The organism is Roseospira visakhapatnamensis, assembly GCF_014197915.1.
In the GTDB taxonomy this organism is placed as follows: domain Bacteria; phylum Pseudomonadota; class Alphaproteobacteria; order Rhodospirillales; family Rhodospirillaceae; genus Rhodospira; species Rhodospira visakhapatnamensis.
Map to the genome: position 1 here is coordinate 124,410 of NZ_JACIGK010000011.1, position 16,648 is coordinate 141,057.

General features: G+C 70.4%; 12 protein-coding genes. 7 read left to right on the plus strand and 5 right to left on the minus strand.

Translation table 11 applies throughout. From position 1 onward, the window contains the following. Nucleotides 1-133 precede the first annotated feature (133 nt). Together GGD89_RS09080 and GGD89_RS09085 are read left to right on the plus strand one after the other, a co-directional pair. Nucleotides 134-2,770 carry a sensor domain-containing protein gene (locus GGD89_RS09080; protein ID WP_246422997.1) on the plus strand — a complete coding sequence of 879 codons (2,637 nt, stop codon included), beginning with the start codon at nucleotides 134-136 and terminating at the stop codon, nucleotides 2,768-2,770. Nucleotides 2,771-2,904: 134 nt separating this feature from the next. Beyond that, the gene (locus GGD89_RS09085) at nucleotides 2,905-3,996 is read left to right on the plus strand and encodes a TRAP transporter substrate-binding protein (RefSeq protein WP_184044331.1); all 1,092 of its coding nucleotides are present in this window, start codon (nucleotides 2,905-2,907) and stop codon (nucleotides 3,994-3,996) included. A gap of 69 nt (nucleotides 3,997-4,065) precedes the next feature. On the opposite strand, the gene GGD89_RS09090 is transcribed toward GGD89_RS09085, so the two are convergent. The 3 genes from GGD89_RS09090 to GGD89_RS09100 all read right to left on the minus strand — a co-directional run bounded on the left by GGD89_RS09090 (nucleotide 4,066) and on the right by GGD89_RS09100 (nucleotide 6,993). Then, nucleotides 4,066-4,653: a YqgE/AlgH family protein gene (locus tag GGD89_RS09090; protein WP_184044333.1), complete on the minus strand. Its 588-nt coding sequence runs from the start codon at nucleotides 4,651-4,653 to the stop codon at nucleotides 4,066-4,068. Between the two features lie 206 nt (nucleotides 4,654-4,859). Beyond that, complete coding sequence (locus GGD89_RS09095; RefSeq protein WP_184044335.1) at nucleotides 4,860-6,083, minus strand: CoA transferase; 1,224 nt, start codon at nucleotides 6,081-6,083, stop codon at nucleotides 4,860-4,862. 55 nt (nucleotides 6,084-6,138) lie between these two features. After that, a complete protein-coding gene (locus GGD89_RS09100; RefSeq protein WP_184044337.1) occupies nucleotides 6,139-6,993 on the minus strand; it encodes an HTD2 family dehydratase in 855 nt (284 codons plus the stop codon). Nucleotides 6,994-7,326: 333 nt separating this feature from the next. On the opposite strand from GGD89_RS09100, the gene GGD89_RS09105 reads away from it, so the two are divergent. Both GGD89_RS09105 and GGD89_RS09110 read left to right on the plus strand, forming a co-directional pair. Further along, complete coding sequence (locus GGD89_RS09105; RefSeq protein WP_184044339.1) at nucleotides 7,327-8,721, plus strand: class II 3-deoxy-7-phosphoheptulonate synthase; 1,395 nt, start codon at nucleotides 7,327-7,329, stop codon at nucleotides 8,719-8,721. A gap of 80 nt (nucleotides 8,722-8,801) precedes the next feature. After that, nucleotides 8,802-10,007 (plus strand): beta/alpha barrel domain-containing protein, encoded by a 1,206-nt coding sequence (locus GGD89_RS09110; RefSeq protein ID WP_184044341.1) that lies wholly within the window; start codon nucleotides 8,802-8,804, stop codon nucleotides 10,005-10,007. A gap of 68 nt (nucleotides 10,008-10,075) precedes the next feature. Here GGD89_RS09110 and GGD89_RS09115 read toward each other — a convergent pair whose 3' ends face one another. After that, nucleotides 10,076-10,819 carry an ABC transporter substrate-binding protein gene (locus GGD89_RS09115; RefSeq protein WP_184044343.1) on the minus strand — a complete coding sequence of 248 codons (744 nt, stop codon included), beginning with the start codon at nucleotides 10,817-10,819 and terminating at the stop codon, nucleotides 10,076-10,078. Between the two features lie 727 nt (nucleotides 10,820-11,546). On the opposite strand from GGD89_RS09115, the gene GGD89_RS09120 reads away from it, so the two are divergent. From GGD89_RS09120 to thiD, 3 genes are all read left to right on the plus strand, one after another. After that, nucleotides 11,547-12,605 carry an MlaA family lipoprotein gene (locus GGD89_RS09120; RefSeq protein WP_343058570.1) on the plus strand — a complete coding sequence of 353 codons (1,059 nt, stop codon included), beginning with the start codon at nucleotides 11,547-11,549 and terminating at the stop codon, nucleotides 12,603-12,605. 173 nt (nucleotides 12,606-12,778) lie between these two features. Beyond that, the gene (locus tag GGD89_RS09125) at nucleotides 12,779-13,573 is read left to right on the plus strand and encodes a HesA/MoeB/ThiF family protein (protein ID WP_184044347.1); all 795 of its coding nucleotides are present in this window, start codon (nucleotides 12,779-12,781) and stop codon (nucleotides 13,571-13,573) included. A gap of 67 nt (nucleotides 13,574-13,640) precedes the next feature. Next, nucleotides 13,641-14,468: a bifunctional hydroxymethylpyrimidine kinase/phosphomethylpyrimidine kinase gene (gene thiD / locus GGD89_RS09130; RefSeq protein WP_184044349.1), complete on the plus strand. Its 828-nt coding sequence runs from the start codon at nucleotides 13,641-13,643 to the stop codon at nucleotides 14,466-14,468. A gap of 4 nt (nucleotides 14,469-14,472) precedes the next feature. Here thiD and GGD89_RS09135 read toward each other — a convergent pair whose 3' ends face one another. After that, on the minus strand, nucleotides 14,473-16,185 hold the full coding sequence (locus tag GGD89_RS09135) for a glycosyltransferase family 39 protein (protein ID WP_184044351.1): 1,713 nt from the start codon (nucleotides 16,183-16,185) through the stop codon (nucleotides 14,473-14,475). Nucleotides 16,186-16,648: the final 463 nt, after the last annotated feature.

Consider the following 16,648-nt stretch of genomic DNA (forward strand, 5'->3'; position numbering starts at 1 on the left):
CCGTCGCGTTGGCGCGGGACCAGGGCACGCCAGGGTGGTCACGCCGCAGCAGGACGCATGGACCGGCCGGGTCGCACCTCCGCCGAAATAAGACGTAAGCCGGATGGGCCGTGAGGAAACAACCGGGATCATCATGACGGATGGGAACGAGCAGGCCGGGCGGCCCCGCGACATCTCCACCGATCGGGCCGAGGATCCGGGACAGGTCCCGGAGAGCCCCGGCGTGTCGTCACGCGAGGCGACTCGCCGCCTGGACACCCTGATCCGGACCATTCCCGGCATCGTCTTCCGGCGCGTCCTGCACCCCGACGGCAGCCTGACCTATCCTCATGTCTCGGCCTCGGCGGAGTCCTATCTGGGCTACGCGCCCGACGCCTTGCGGGTGGCCCGCGATGGATGCCTGGACGTGGTGCACTGGGCCGACCGCGATGCCTATCTGGCGCGGGTTCATCGCTCCGCCCGCAGCGGCGAGCCCTGTGTCGAGGACTTCCGGGCCATCGCCCGCGGCGGCGAGGTGCGCTGGCTGTCCGGCACCAGCATGCCCACCGAACAACCGGACGGCACCATCCTCTGGGACGGCGTGCTGATCGACATCACCGATCGCAAGCACGCCGAACAGTGGCTGGAAATGGTGATGAACCATGCCGCCGACGTGATCCTCACGATCAACGACGAAGGCATCATCGAATCGTCCAACGCCGCCTCCGAGGCCGTGTTCGGCTATGCCCCGGACGCGCTCATCGGCCAGTCGGTCGCGCTCATCATGCCGGAACTGGAGCGGCTCTGTCAGGATAGCTGCCTGCACCGGGTGCTGGCGGGCAAGGACTCGACCTTGCTCGGCAGCGGCGGCGGCGAATTCCTCGCGCAACACCGCACCGGCCATCCGTTTCCCATCGAGGTCGCCCTGTCCGAGGTGCTGACCGAGGGCAAGCGATTCTTCGTCGGCGTCATCCGCGACATCAAGGACCGCAAGGCCGCCGAAACGGCCCTACGCGAAACCCAGCAGCGGCTCACCAACATCGCCGACAACATTCCCGGGCTGGTGTTCCAGCGGATCCTCACGGCCGAGGGCGCGTTACGCTATCTATATGTGAGTGGGGGCTCCCTGCAGGTCCTTGGGCATCCCCCCGAGGCGGTGACGCGCGACAGCGCCTTGCTGCTCAACGCCCTGGACCCCAGCGACCGGGAGCGGTTCCTGGCCGGGCTGCGGCGGTCGGCCCAAACCCTGGCGCCCATGGAGGACGACTACAAGGTGACCAGCGTCACCGGCGAAGAACGCTGGCTGCGCGGCTGGTCCCGGCCGACGCGCGCCGCCAACGGCGCGGTGATGTGGGAAGGCGTGGCCCTGGACGTCACCGACCGCAAGCGGACCGAGGAACGCCTGTTGTTCCTGGCCTACCACGACCCCCTGACCGGACTGGGCAATCGCTCGCTGTTTCTGGAGCGCTTCAAGTCCCTGGACGGCACCGGGGGCGACGCTCCGGGCGAGGACCCGGCCCCGACATTACGGCGGGTGGCCCTGGTGTCCATGGGCCTGGACCGTTTCGGCATCATCAACGCCACCATGGGCCACACGATGGGCGACCGGGTGCTGGCGGCGGTGGCCGGGCGGCTGAAGGACAGCCTGGACGGCGAGGACCTGTTGTGCCGGATCGGCGGCGACCGGTTCCTGGCCCTGATGGTGGACGTGCCCGACGACGACGCGCTGGAGGCGCGGCTGGAACGGGTGCGCCTCCAGTTCGGAACGCCCCTGGAGATCGGCGGCCAGGTGTTCGACCTGTCGGTCAGCCTGGGCGTCAGCCTGTGCCCGGATCACGGCACCCAGGCCGAGATCCTCATCATGCACGCCGACGCCGCCCTGCATCTGGCCAAGGACCAGGGCGGCGGCATCAGCCACATGTTCACCCACGAGATGGGCGAACGCGCCAATCGCATCCTGACCATGCGCCATCGCATGCGCCTGGCCCTGGAACGCAACGAGTTCGTGGCCCACTTCCAGCCGCAGCTCGACTTGCGGACCGGGCGCATCGTCGGCAGCGAGGCCCTGGCCCGCTGGGAGTCCACCGACGACGGCCAGATTCCGCCCGGCGAGTTCATCCCCATCGCCGAGGAGTACGGTCTGATCGACGACATCTGCATCCAGGTCCTGGAGGATGCCTGCCGCTGGACGGCGCGCTGGAACCGCCTTGGCCTGGGTGACATCTCGGTGGCGGTGAACATCTCGGGACGCCAGTTCCATGACGCCCAGCAACTGGTGGAGATCGTGGACACCGCGCTGACCACCTTGAAACTGCCGCCGACGCTGCTGGAACTGGAACTGACCGAAAGCTCGGCCATGAACGACCCGGAGAACGCCAGCCGGGTGATGCGGCTGTTCGCCGAGCGGGGCGTGGGATGCTCGATCGACGATTTCGGCACCGGCTATTCGTCGCTGTCGGTGCTTAAGCGATTCTCGTTGCGCAAGCTCAAGATCGACCGCAGCTTCGTGCGCGACGTGACACAGGAGGCCAATGACGCGGCCATCTGCTCGGCCATCATCGCCATGGCCCATGCCCTCAACCTCAAGGTCTGCGCCGAGGGCGTGGAAACCCTGGAGCAACTGGACTATCTGCGCAGCCAGTCCTGCGATCAGGTCCAGGGCTACCTGATCGCCCGGCCGCTTCCGCCCCAGGAGATGGAAGACTTGCTGACGCGCGGCATTCCCGCCAGCCTGCGTCTCGGTCCGGTCCGAGGCGCGCCGCGCTATTCCACGGCCATCCCCGGTCCGTGACGAGGGGCGGGGGTGTCCCGGCCGTGGCGCGCCCGCGCGCTGGCGGGCCGCCCCACCCCGCCCGTCCCGCCTCTCAGCCCCCATGGTCGTCGTCGACTTTGGGGGGCTTCCCACCCACAGGAGACGACAACCCCATGAAACGGCGTGACTTTCTCACGGGCGCGGCGGCCGCCGGCGGCGCCACGGCGCTGGCCGCCCCCGCCATCGCCCGAAGCCAGGAGACCCTCGAGTGGAAGATGGTCACCACCTGGCCGAAGAACACGCCCGGCGTGGGCGTGAACGCCCAGCGGTTCGCCGACTTCGTCACCGAGATGAGCGGCGGCCGGCTGACCATCCGCCTGTTCGCCGCCGGTGAACTGGTGCCGCCGTTCGAATGCCTGGACGCCGTGCAGGCCGACACCGCGCAGGTGGCGCATTCCACGCCGTACTACTGGATCGGCAAGTCGCCGGCGCTGAACTACTTCACCACCGTGCCCTTCGGCCTCATGGCCACGGAGTTGAGCGCCTGGATCCATTTCGGCGGCGGTCAGGCCCTGTGGGAGGAGGTGTACGCCCCCTTCAACGTGATCCCCTTCTACGCCGGCTCCTCGGGGGTCCAGGCGGGCGGATGGTTCAACAAGGAGATCAACACCCTTGATGACCTGCGGGGGCTGAAGATGCGGATCGCCGGCATGGGCGGCGAGGTCATGCGCCGCCTCGGGGTGGCCGTTGTGCTGACCCCGCCGGGCGAGATCCAGCCGTCGCTGATGTCCGGGGCCGTGGACGCGGCCGAATGGGTCAGCCCCTGGCTGGACATCGCCTTCGGCCTTCAGAAGGCGGCCAAGTACTACTACGTGCCGGCCTTCCACGAGCCCGGCCCGGGCCTGGAGGTGATCGTCAACAAGGACCGCTTCCAGGCGCTGCCCGACGACCTGAAGGCCATCGTCCGTCTGGCCGCGCGCGCCACCTGCGAGACCACGCTCGCCGATTTCACCTTCCACAACATCCAGGTGTTCTCGGACATGCGCGAAAAGTTCCCGGAGATCACGCTTCGGACCTTCCCGGACGAGGTCATCCAGGCCATGGGCGAGAAGACCCTGGAGGTGGTCGAGGAAATCGCCGCCGGGGACGCGCTGACCCGCAAGGTCCACGACGCCTTCATGGACTTCAACCGCAAGGCCGAGGCCTACCAGGCCAACTTCGACCTGCCGGTGTTGCGCATGCGCCAGATGGTGCTGGGAGGGTGACCGGAGAGGGGGGTGGCGCGGACCAGCGCCACCCCGTCCTCTCGCGCCGCCCGGGCCGGGCGGCGGGGATCAGGCGTGCCCCCCCTCGCTGCTCAACAGGGCCGGATCGATGCCCAGCCGGCGCAAGGCGCGCTCGTACTTGCCGTCCAGGTCGCCCACGAACACCAGGTCGGGATCGGAATCCACCGTCAGCCACACGTTCCGGCGCAACTCGTCGTCCAGTTGCCCGGGGCTCCACCCGGCATAGCCCAGCGCCATCAGCGTTTGGCGCGGTCCGGTGCCATCGGCGATGTCGCGCAACACCTCCAGCGTCGCCGTCAGGGCCACGGCCTCATCCACCACCAGCGTGCCATCGTGGACATAGTCGGCCGAGTGCAGCACGAAGCCGCGCTGGCTTTCCACCGGTCCCCCGAACTGCACGGCGATCTGCTCGCACACGGGCGTGGCCAGGATGTTGAGCTGCCCCAGCAACTCGGGAAAGCTGAAGTCGGGAATCGCCCGGTTGATGACCAGACCCATGGCGCCCTCGGCGGTATGGGCGCACAGGTAGATCACACTGCGCACGAATCGTGGGTCACTCATGCCTGGCATGGCCACCAGGCACTTTCCGGTGAGGTAGCCGTCCGACGCGCCGACGCTCGCGAAGGTCTGGGCCATGATCTGCAAGTCTCCCTGGACACCGCGACGGAAGCAGCGAGGAGGCGCGCGCATGCACGCCCCCGACACCACCTCCCCGACGCTAGCCTATGGCGCGTCACTGCGATTCGACCACGTCGGCCGGCCCATGCCAAGGGGGCGTGTCGGTCTCCCCCTGGTGGCGCCTGGGGCGGCGCCTGGACCCCCGACCGGTGGCCGGTCCGGCCTCAGGCGCGACGGGCGCCCCCCACCACGCCCGTCTCGAACAGCCGCGAGACCTGGTGATCGTCCAGGCCCAAGACGTCACTGAGGATTTCCTCGGTATGCTCTCCCAGGGTCGCGGCCCGGCTTGGCGGCTCGCGCTCGAAGGCGCCAAAGTCCAGGGGCGTCCCCGGCACCAGATAGGATCCGATCCCCGGCTGCTCCAGGGTTTCGAACATGGGGTGATCCGTCGACAGGTCGGGCTCCTGGGCCACCGCCTCGGCGAAGCTGCGGAACACCGACCAGGTGACGCCGTTAGGATCGAACACCGCGGCGATCTCCGCCACCGTGCGGGCCGCGAACCAGGGCACCAGGATCTCGGTGATGGCGTGCCGATGGATGAAGCGCTCGCCCTCCTTGCGCAGGTCCACGCCCAGGCGTTCGCCCAGGGCCGTGAAGGTGTCGGTCAGACCGGTGGCCTTGCCCAGGCCGCGCCACTGGCGGTCGGTGAGCGCCACCACCATCACCCGCTGGCCGTCGCCGGTATGGAAGTCCTGGCCATAGGCGCCGTAGAGCGCGTTGCCCACCTTGGGCCGGTCCACGCCGTTGACCATCACCTCGCCCAGGATGCCCAGGTTGCCCAGCATGGCCAACGCCACGTCCTTCAGCGCCAGTTCGACCAACTGGCCCTCTCCGGTGGCGCGGCGATGGCGCTCGGCCGCCAGCAGGCCGACGGCGGCCTTCTGGCCGGTGATGCAGTCCCAGGCCGGCAGCACATGGGCGATCGGCTCCGACGAGCCCTCCGGCCCGGTGGCGTGAGGAAAGCCCACCCCCGGGTTGACCGTGTAGTCCACCGCCGGGCCGCCGTCCCGGCTGCCGAGGATGGAGATCATGATCAGGTCCTCGCGGTGCTGCCGCAAGGAATCGTAGTCCATCCAGCCGCGCACCCGAAGGTTGGTCAGGAAGATCCCGGCGTCGGGACCCGGCGCGCAGATCAGGTTGGTGACCAGTTCGCGCCCCTGCTCGCTGGCCAGGTCAACGGCGAACGACCGCTTCCCCTTGTTGAGGCCGGCCCAGAACAGACTGCGGTTGTCGGCCGTGACCGGCCACCGATAATGGTCCAGCCCACCCTGGAGCCGGTCGAAGCGGATCACATCCGCCCCCATCTGCGCCAGGGTCATCCCGGCCAGCGGCGCGGCGACGAACGACGTCCCCTCGACCACCCTCATGCCTTGCAAAAGCTTCGCCACGGGCTCTCCTTTCCGATCCGATCCGATACCGTCCCACCGACCCGGCCTGTCCGGATCACGTCGCGGTCCACTGCACGGTGGCCTTCATGCAGACATGGCCGTCGCCGTTGACGGTGGCCAGATCGTGGCCCCCATCGTCGCGAACGACCCCCTGCATCGAGACCGTATCGAAATCGAACAGGGGGTGCACTCCCCTGAACGAGTAGGCCGCGACCTCCCCCGATGGGGCGTGGCGGCGGGCCGATCCCAGCAGCACCATGGCCTGCAACGGCCCGTGCACGACCAGACCGGGATACTTCTCGACCTCCATCGCATACGGCCTGTCGTAATGGATGCGGTGCCCGTTGAAGGTCAGCGCGGAGTAGCGGAACAGCAGCACCGGATCGACGTCCAGCGGGTCCGACCAGGCCGGATCGGACGGCGCGGCCTGCCCGGGCGGCGGCACGAAGCGGTCGGGCATGGCGATGTAGACGATGTCCTGCTCCTCCTCCACCGCCGGGCCGCGCGGCGTGGCGATGGTGTGATGCAGGGTGACGAAAACCATGGACCCCGCCTTGCCGGCCTTTTCCGTCACGTCGCGAATCTCGGTGACGCGGGTGATGTCGTCGCCGACGCGGGGCGGATCGCCGACGAAGCGCAACCGTCCGCCGGCCCACATGCGCCGTTCCAGGGGCACCGGCGGCAGGAAGCCGCCACGCTTGGGATGGCCGTCGGGTCCCACCTGGGACATGGGCGCATCGGGCAGGAAGAACAGCCAGTGCCACAGGGGTGGCAGCGGGTCCCCGTCCCTCGGGGCCACGACCGCGTCGTCAAGCGTCGCGAACAGCGTCTTGACGGGCACCGCCGTGACGCGGTCCGTGAGGGTTTGCGTGCGGCCGATCCAGTCGGCGAAGGTGCTGTCGGTCCCCATGTGCGGTGGTCTCCCCTGTCCACGCGATGTAGAGCCGACCCTGGGTGGCGGCTCCGAACTCTTGAGTGGGCATGCCCGGCCATCATGTCAACGGGTGGTGGCATCATCCCCGCGGACGGCGCCTCCCGTGTCATCGCCGACGCCCGGCATCACGGGTCGCGGACCTTTTCATGTCGCAGGCGCGGCATGACCCTTCCCAGGCGTCGTCCGGCCCTTTATATGAACCCGGATGTGGTCCGCACCGGCCCCCACGGCGCTCCCGGCCGGATCGCGCGCCCCATCTCGACCCGACAGCCCGCCCGGGCGGCTGTATCCACGGAAGGAACCGGACCCATGGCAGGCACCTGGACTCCCGACAGTTGGCGCGCCATGCCCATTTGTCAGGTGCCCGACTATCCGGACGCCGCGCGCGTCGCGGCGGTGGAGGCCGACCTTGGCGCGCTGCCGCCGCTGGTGTTCGCCGGCGAGGCGCGCCGCCTGAAGGCGGCGCTGGCCGAGGTCGCGCAGGGCAAGGCGTTCCTGCTGCAAGGCGGCGACTGCGCCGAGAGCTTCGCCGAGTTCACCGCCAACAACATCCGCGACACCTTCCGGGTGCTGCTGCAGATGGCCGTGATCCTGACCTTCGGCGCCGCCTGCCCGGTGGTCAAGGTGGGCCGGATCGCCGGCCAGTTCGCCAAGCCGCGCTCGGCGTCCATGGAAACTATCGACAGCGTGAGCCTGCCCGCCTATCGGGGCGACATGGTCAACGGCATGGAGTTCGATCCGGCCGTGCGCACCCCCGACCCGGACCGCCTGCTGCGCGTCTACCACCAGTCGGCGGCGACCCTGAACCTGCTGCGCGCCTTCGCCCAGGGCGGCTTCGCCGACCTGTTCCAGATGCACCGCTGGACCCTGGACTTCGTGCGCGGCAGCCCGGCCGGCAACGCCTACGAGGACACCGCCAACCGCATCACCGAGGCGTTGCGCTTCATGGAAGCCTGCGGCATCACGGGCGACTCGGTGCCGCAGATGCGCGAAACCGAGTTCTACACGGCCCACGAGGCGCTGCTTCTGAACTACGAACAGGCGCTGACCCGCGAGGACTCCTTGCATCCCGGCGAGTTCTTCTCCTGCTCGGCGCATATGCTGTGGATCGGCGACCGCACCCGCCAGCTGGACGGCGCCCATGTCGAGTACATGCGCGGCGTGGCCAACCCCATCGGCCTGAAGGCCGGTCCGTCCATGACCGAAGACGCGCTGCTGCGCCTCATCGACGTCCTGGATCCGCACAACGAGCCCGGCCGCCTGACCGTCATCGCCCGCATGGGCGCCGACGCGGCGGCCAGCAAGGTGGCGCCACTGGTGCGCGCCACCAAGCGCGAGGGACGGCAGGTGGTCTGGGCTTGCGACCCCATGCACGGCAACACGGTGAAGACCGCCAGTGGCTACAAGACCCGCTCGGTGGACCGCATCCTGAGCGAGGTGCGCGCGTTCTTCGACGTCCACCAGGCCGAGGGCACCCACGCCGGCGGCGTGCATTTCGAAATGACCGGCCGCGACGTCACCGAGTGCATCGGCGGCGCCCACAAGATCACCGAGGCCCGTCTGGGGGACCACTATCACACCCACTGCGACCCGCGCCTGAACGCCAACCAGTCCCTGGACCTGGCGTTCCTGATCGCCGAGGGATTGAAGCAGACACGCCCCACCGGCCAGCTGGCTCCGCCCGGGCTGGCCGCCGCCTCCTGAGCGGGAGGCGGCCCGGTCGGGTCCCACGCGGGGACGTCCCCAGTCCCCGCCCGCGCAATGCGCAGGTCACCGGAGACATCATGGAAAGCACCTCGTCCGATGGCGGCGCCGCCGGGCTTGGCATCTGGCCCCCCGCCGATCAGGTCCAGCGATGGACGGACACCTATTTCGTCCGCACCCGGACCATCGTGGGGCGGTTCGGCGACCGCGACGTCACCTATGCCGTGTTCATGCGCCGCCCGGTGATCTACGCCGCCCGCCTGGCGGTGGGCTGGCTGCGCGCCATGGCCGAGGCCCGCAGCTTCACGGTGACCGTCAAGGAACTGTACCACGAAGGCCAGTGGGTGGGCGCCGGCGAGCCAATGATGCTCCTCACCGGCTCCATGGCCGGCCTGGTGGACCTGGAAACCCTATTCCTGCAGAAGCTGGGGGCCTGCGGAGTGGCGGCCTACAACGCCTTCACCATGAGCGCCGAATTGCCCGCCGTCGCCTTCCTGGCCATGGACGCGCGCCACTGCGCCGGCACCGAGATGGCCGAGTTGATGGCCTACGCGGCCTCGGTGGGCTCGGCGCGGGCGCAGCGCAAGGTCGGCGCCAAGGGGTTCATCGGCAATGCCACCGATGCCACAGCCCATTACTTCGGTCAGCCGGCGGGCCTGGGCACCATGCCCCACGGGCTGATCGGTTATGCCGGCTCCACGCTCCGCGCGGCCGAAATGTTCCACGAGACCTTCCCGACCACCCCGTTGACGGTGCTTGTGGACTACTTCGGCCAGGAGATCAGCGACGCCCTGGCGGTCTGCCATCGCTTTCCGGATCTGGCGGCGCAGGGACGCCTGAGCGTCCGCCTGGACACCCATGGCGGCCGCTTCATCGAGGGCCTGGACACCCAGACGGCCTACGCGGTGCTGGAGCGCCACTGTCCGGAGTCCATTCGCGGGTACCGGTCGGAGACGGAGTTGCGCTACCTGATCGGCACCGGGGTCTCGGCCGCCGCCGTGTGGTACGCCCGCGAATGCCTGGATCAGGCCGGGTTCCCGAAAACCCGCATCGTCGCCTCGTCGGGGTTCGGACCGGCCAAGTGCCGGGTGATGGCCTATGCCCGTGCCCCCATCGACGTCATCGGCACCGGGAGTTTCCTGCCGGACAACTGGAACGAGACCTACGCCACCGCCGACATCATCGCCTACGACGGCGACCCCCAGGTCAAGGTGGGACGCGAGTTCCTGCTCCGCCGCCGCATCGATGCCACCGACCAGACCGGAGCCGGCCAGCCGGCGTCGTGACCCTCAAGCCCCCGGGTCCCAGGCCCCGGCCGGGGAACGCGCGGGCCGGGGCCGAGGGGGGGGAGGTATCAGGGCTCCGGACGCGCGGCGGTGTCCTCGGCCAGCAGGCGATCGGTGAGGGTCTGAAGGGCCTCGGCCAGGCCGGCCAGGCCATCCCGCTTGCCGATGGCCGCCCATTCCGAGCGGCGCAAGGCGACCTCGCTGATCGAGCCGTTCATCAGCACGTCCACCACGCGGGGCGCCGCGTCGGCGGCCCCGGCCACCACGTAGGACAAGGTCACGTCGTCGCCCTTGGGACGCACGATGCGCGTGTTGACCAGCAGCGCCTCGCCCGGCCCCGGCGCGGTGCCATCGATCACGAACGTCTCGCCCGCGTGGCCGTCGAAGCGATCGGCGTGCACGGCCACGGAATAGCGGGCGAAAGCCTCGACCATGGACGCGCGCGCGGCCTCGTCGGCCTCGCGCCATGTGCGTCCGGCCGCCGCCCGCGCCATGCGCGTGAAGTCGAAGGTCTCCCGCACCGGGGCGTCGAGCACCCGCGCCCGCTCCTGAACGCCCAGATCCTTGGCCCGCCGCATCACGTCCAGCAGCACCGCCTGATAGCGCTCCACCAGTCCGGCGGCGGCCGTCGCGTCGGGACTGGCTGCGGCGGACCCGGACACGCCGATCATCAGGGCCGCCAGCAGGGCCAGCCCCGGCAGCAAGGGTACCCGCGCCGCCACCCGGCGCGCGCGCCAAGACCACGGCGCCACGCCGACGGACCGGTCCGCCCCGGCAAACGGTGTCCGGAGCGAAAGGAAGGTAGAAACCATGGAGCGGGACTCCCTTGTGTCTGTCCTGGCATCGAAGGGGGGATGACGGTGGGGCGGCCGGACGCGGACCAGGTCGACGATGGTGGGCGGCCCGTGGCGGATGGCGGGCGCCGCCCTGCCCCCCGGGATGACGGCCCGTGGCGTCAGTGTGGCGAGGCGCCATGGCGGAAATGGGGCGTGGCCCGTCCGCCGCCACCCGGCCGGTGGATCCGGACCCAAGCCCGGACGGCTGTTGCGCATGCGACACAGCCCAGGTCAATTACGCCACGATCCCGGATCCTGGGCGCGGCAGACTTACCCGAAGCACAGCCGTGACGGAAGGGCAGAGACGGCCCCGACCCGTTGAAATCATCCCGACCGGTCCCGCCGATCCCCTGTGAACGCCAGCAAATCCGGGCTCTCCGCGCCGTCCGGCGGCACCTCGACGGCGCCCGCGTCCGCCGGACACGCCCCACCGCGCGCGGCGCCCCTGGTCGCCGCCCGGGACCGGCCGTGACCGATTGGGGACTCGCGCATTTCCGACCGAGCCCGTATGATGTGCCCGCCTGGGTGGGTGGCCTGACGCACGACCGATCACACGACCGATCGCGCGAGAGGGCCTGGACGTGACACATCCTTGGGTTGCCGAACGACGGCGAGTCGGACGCTCCCATGCGGAACCAACCGGTCACGGCAGGCAGGAACGGGACGATCAAGACGGGTTGACGGCAGGCAGGACATGATGAGCGTGAAGACTGGAACTCTGGAGATCCTCTCGCGGGGCGCGGTGCTGGCCCTCGCCGGCGTGATGCTGGCGGCATGCGCCACCTCCGACAACGGCGCCTCGACCGCCGCGGGCGACGGCGGGACCGCGGGCTCCGCCCCGCAACTGGCCTCGACCACGACGCCGGCGCCGGACATCGACGATCCCGACGCCATGGCCGGCGGTCTGGTGAGCGACCCGTTCGAGGACTGGAACCGTTTCGTGTTCGACCTGAACACGCTGATCTACACCCTCATGCAGCCGATCATCGCGCCCTACGGCGTCCTGCCCGACGAACGCAAGCGGAACGTGGACAACTTCGTCCACAACCTGTCCACCCCGGTGATCCTGGTGAACGACCTGCTGCAGGGCGAGACGGAGCGCGCCTGGGTGACCACCCAGCGCTTCGTGGTCAACACCGCCGGCGGTCTCGGCTTCTTCGATCCGGCGACGGACATGGGCCTGCCCAAGCACTCGGAGGACTTCGGCCAGACCCTGGGGGTCTGGGGCGTGGGCGACGGCCCCTATATGGTGTACCCGATCATCGGCCCGAGCAATCCGCGCGACGGCATCGGCCGCGTGGTGGACATGGCCACCGATCCCTTGTTCTGGCTGTCCGGTTCGACGGCGGAGGCGCTGTCCGGCGCCAAGACCTACACCACCGTTTCGGCCCAGGTCGGCAGCAACGTGCCGCGCATGGAGGAACTGCGGAGCAATTCGCTGGACTTCTATGCCGCCGTGCGCAGCCTGTATACCCAGTCGCGGCGCGCCGCCATCGCCAACCAGGAAGGCGGCCCCACCGTGGGCGTGATGGCGCCGCCCGGCACGCTGTTCGATCCGGACGCCGAGGACGCGGATGCCGGGGGCGCGGGCAGCGACGCGCCCGCCATCACCGACCTGCCCCGGAGTGGCCCCGACGGCGCGCCGATCGCCGTCGCGCCGGCCGAAACCGCCGATGTCGAGGCGGCCCAGGGAGATGACACGAGCCTCGGCCCGCAGGCCCTGCGCATCCAGGTTCGCGCCAACACGAACGCGGTGGACTAGCCGCGCGCGACCCGACCTCCGGGGTTCTTCGACCACCTCGGGGCCGACGGTCGCCTGCCCGCGCCGACGATCTTCCCTCCCGCCGGGGGGACGCGACCTGTCTGGCGCGTCCGGCCGAACCAACGGCGACCCCCGCGTCGGGGGACGTCGCTCCCCCATGACCCCACGCCACCATGGATTTCACCGAAGAGCAGATCCGGCGCTACGCCCGCCATATCGTCCTGCCCGAGGTGGGCGGCGAGGGTCAGGCGCGCCTGCTCCAGGCCCGCGTGCTGGTGATCGGCGCCGGCGGCCTGGGATCGCCCTTGATCCTCTATCTGGCCGCCGCCGGCGTGGGCACCCTGGGCGTGGTGGACGACGACACCGTCGAACTGTCCAACCTGCAACGCCAGGTGTTGCACGGCGGTGACACCCTGGACCTGCACAAAGTGGACAGCGCAACCCGCGCCGTCGCCCGCCTCAATCCCGACGTGCGCGTGGTGCCGCATCGCCTGCGCCTCGACGCGACCACCATCCTGCCGCTGCTGGCGGACTACGACATCGTCTGTGACGGCAGCGACAACTTCGCCACCCGCTTCCTGGTCAACGACGCCTGCCACTTCGCGGGCAAGACCCTGGTGTCGGCCGCCGTGCTGCGCTTCGACGGACAGCTCTCGGTCTACAAGACCCACGCGGGGGGGCCGTGCTATCGATGCGTGTTCCCGGAGCCGCCACCCGCGGAGGACGAACCCACCTGCGGCGACGCCGGCATCCTGGGGGCGGTGGCCGGCGTCATGGGCACCTTGCAGGCCACCGAGACCCTCAAGGAAATCCTGGGCATCGGCGCGTCGCTGGCCGGCCGCCTGCTGATCCATGACGCCAGGGCCATGGCCTTCCGCACGGTCACCGTCCGCCCCGCGTCCACCTGCCCGCTGTGCGGCCCCGCCCCGGTCATCACCGACCTGTCGGAGCATCGGCCCTCGCCGTGAGCGGGCCGCGCGGACAGGCCCCGTCCGGTCCCGGGAACCACACCACCGATAAGGAGATCCCGATCCCATGAATGGACGCGTCCTGATCGTCGCCGGCTCGGACTCCGGCGGCGGCGCCGGCATTCAGGCGGACATCAAGGCAGTCACGGCCCTGGGCGGCCACGCCGCCACGGCCGTCACCGCCATCACCGCCCAGAACACCCAGGGCGTGTTCGGGGTCCATCCGATCCCGGTCGACGTCATCGTCCAGCAGATCACCCTGGTGCTGGAGGACATCGGCGCCGATGCTCTCAAGACCGGCATGATGGGCTCCGCCGAGGTCATCGACGCCGTGGCCCGGACGCTCGCCCGCCACGGCGGCGACACCCCCCTGGTGGTGGATCCGGTGATGGTGGCCAAGGGGGGGCACCCGCTTCTGGAAGCCCAGGCCGAGACGGCGTTGCGCGAGACCCTGGTGCCGCGCGCCACGCTGCTGACGCCGAACGCGCCCGAGGCCGAGGCGCTGGCCGGCGACCGCATCGCCGACGAGCACGACCTGGAGCGGGTGGGCCGGCGGCTGCTCGCCATGGGACCCCGGGCGGTGCTGATGAAGGGCGGGCACCTGGACGGCGAGACGGTGGTGGACCTGCTGATCACGCCCGAGGGCACGCACCACTTCGCGGGACCGCGCCTCCACACCCGGGCCACCCACGGCACCGGCTGCACCCTGGCCTCCGCCATCGCCTGCGGCCTGTCCCAGGGGCGCCCGCTGATCGCCGCCGTGACGCGCGCGCGCGCCTACCTGCGCCGGGCCATGGAAACCGCGCCCGGCCTGGGCCAGGGCCACGGCCCCATGAACCACGGCCATACGGTCGCCCCGTTCGAGGTCGAAGGCGAGGTCGAGGCCGAATCCTGACCGCTCACCGGCAGGACCCCAGGCCCCCCGGCACCAACGCATAGCCCAGCGGCGGCGCCGGGCGGCCGGACAGGGCCAGGTGTCCGTCCAGGACACCGACCACCGCTTCGGCCGGCAGGCGCGTGTCCGGCCCCTGACCCGGCAAGCCCCCGGTCCGCAGCCGCGCCGCCGTCTCCGGCAGGGAGGCGGCCGGCCACAGCACCAGGCAATCACCCGGCGGCGACGACGGCGGCGGCGCGAAGCCGCTTTTCTGGTGGTCGGCCGGTCGCAGCAGGCGGGCACCGGGCAGGAAGGCCCGCAGGTTCTCCAGCGGCAGGTGATGCACGCTGCCCAGCACCAGCACCGTCCCGCCGCCGAAGCCGGCCGCGCGCAGGCCGTCCGCCCAGGCGGCGTACGGCAGCGCCGTGTTGCACTTGGCCACGCAGGTCCGGGCGGTGCGATGGATCATGTCGGCCATGGCCAGCGGCACCACCAGCGACAGGACCACGCAGACCAGCGCGAACAGCCCCCGCGCGGCGTCCGTCACCCGGCCCCGCGACAGCCAGGCGAACAGCGGCACGACCACGATGATCAGGGCATAGGGGTGATGCGGGTTGAACGACGTCACCCCGGCCAGCGGCACCAGCGCCGCCATCAGCAGCAGCAGGAGCAGCGGCACCAGCGCCGCGAAGCGGAACAGGTCGCGCTGTCGCGGGTCGGCGTCGCCGTCCCGCGCCGGGCGGACCAGGAGCGCGCGCCAGAACACCAGCAGGGCCAGCGGCACCGCCGGCAAGATGACCATCAGGGCATGCTCGCCCAGGCTGGCCAGACCCGGCACCAGGCCGCTCCAGACGTCCGCGTCGACCGCCGTCGGCGCCGCATCGCGCCCCAGCTTGGAGTCCACCAGGGTGCGGAACGCTGTCCACTGGAACAGCAGCCACACCACGTGCGGCGCCGCGATTACCGCCGCCAGCCCGATCGACAGCCACAGCCGCCCATCCCTGAGCACGACGCGCGTGGTCGGGGTCGCCAGCCCGGCCAGCAGCAGCGCCGCCAGCAACAGGACGATATTGTACTTGGTCAGCAGCGCCAGCCCCGTGACCACGCCCAGCAGGACGAATCCACCCCATGACGGCGCGCGGGCCAGCCGCAGAACCACCGCCACCAGGGCAAAGCTGGCGGTGGTCATGGCCACAGTGTGCGCCAGGTTGATGTGCGGCGCCCAGGCCCAGGCCACCAGCGCGGCCAGGGACAGTCCGGACAGGGTGGCCATGCCGGGGTCGCTGGTCAGGGTCCGGGTCGCCGCGCGGGCCAGCGGGTAGGCGGCGAACAGCAGCAGGGCGATCAGCACCCGCGTGGTCAGCAGTCCCGGATTGGGCGTCACGCCCAAGGCGCCGGCCAGCGCCGCGCCCCATGCGTCAGCATCGAGACCCAGCGCCGCGAGCAGGTGGCCGGCCCCCGCCACCGCCTGCCCCATCAGCCAGGCCAGCCAGACCACCAGCGGCGGATTGAGCGGGTCGTAGCCCCAAGCCAGGGTCTGGGAGAACAGCAGCAACTCGGCATCGTCGTTGCGGCCGCCGGTCTGCATCGCCACCTGGATCGCCACCACCAGCGCCAGCAGGACCGCGACCACGCCGAAGGCCACGCCCGGCCGGGACAAAGGCAACCCCCAGGAGGCCAACCGGGCGATCGGCCCGGCGGCCGGCGCCGAAGCCGGGTCGGATGCGCTTAGGGACATGAACCGTCTCCCTCCCCTTGGGTCTGATCAGCCCCGGGGCGGACCTCGCGAGCCCGGGCGCGCGACAGCCTGCCCCGCCCCGCCACCGCGCACAAGGGAGCGACACCCGCCTCATACCAACGGTCATGGAGAATGACCGTTGCCGTCCGTGGCCGGCCCGTGGTTGCGCCACGCCCTGGGCTTTCCGGGGATCGCCGATGTGCGCCCGATCGCCGCCGATCGGCACGTGGCGGTCGGAGCGAAGCGCATCACCGCCGTTTTTTTTTACACCGATAAGGCGCTGCGACCGATCCATCCGGCCGGGGCGCGATGAGCGTCACTCCTCACGGCCCGGTCGCAAGCAATCGGGCCACGATCCCATTTCGGCTATGTTGAGGGTCGAATCGGGCGGCGGATCGGGTGTCCACCTACCGCCGTCGGCCGCCCCGATTTTATTTTACGCTACTCTAAAATATCAGAACCC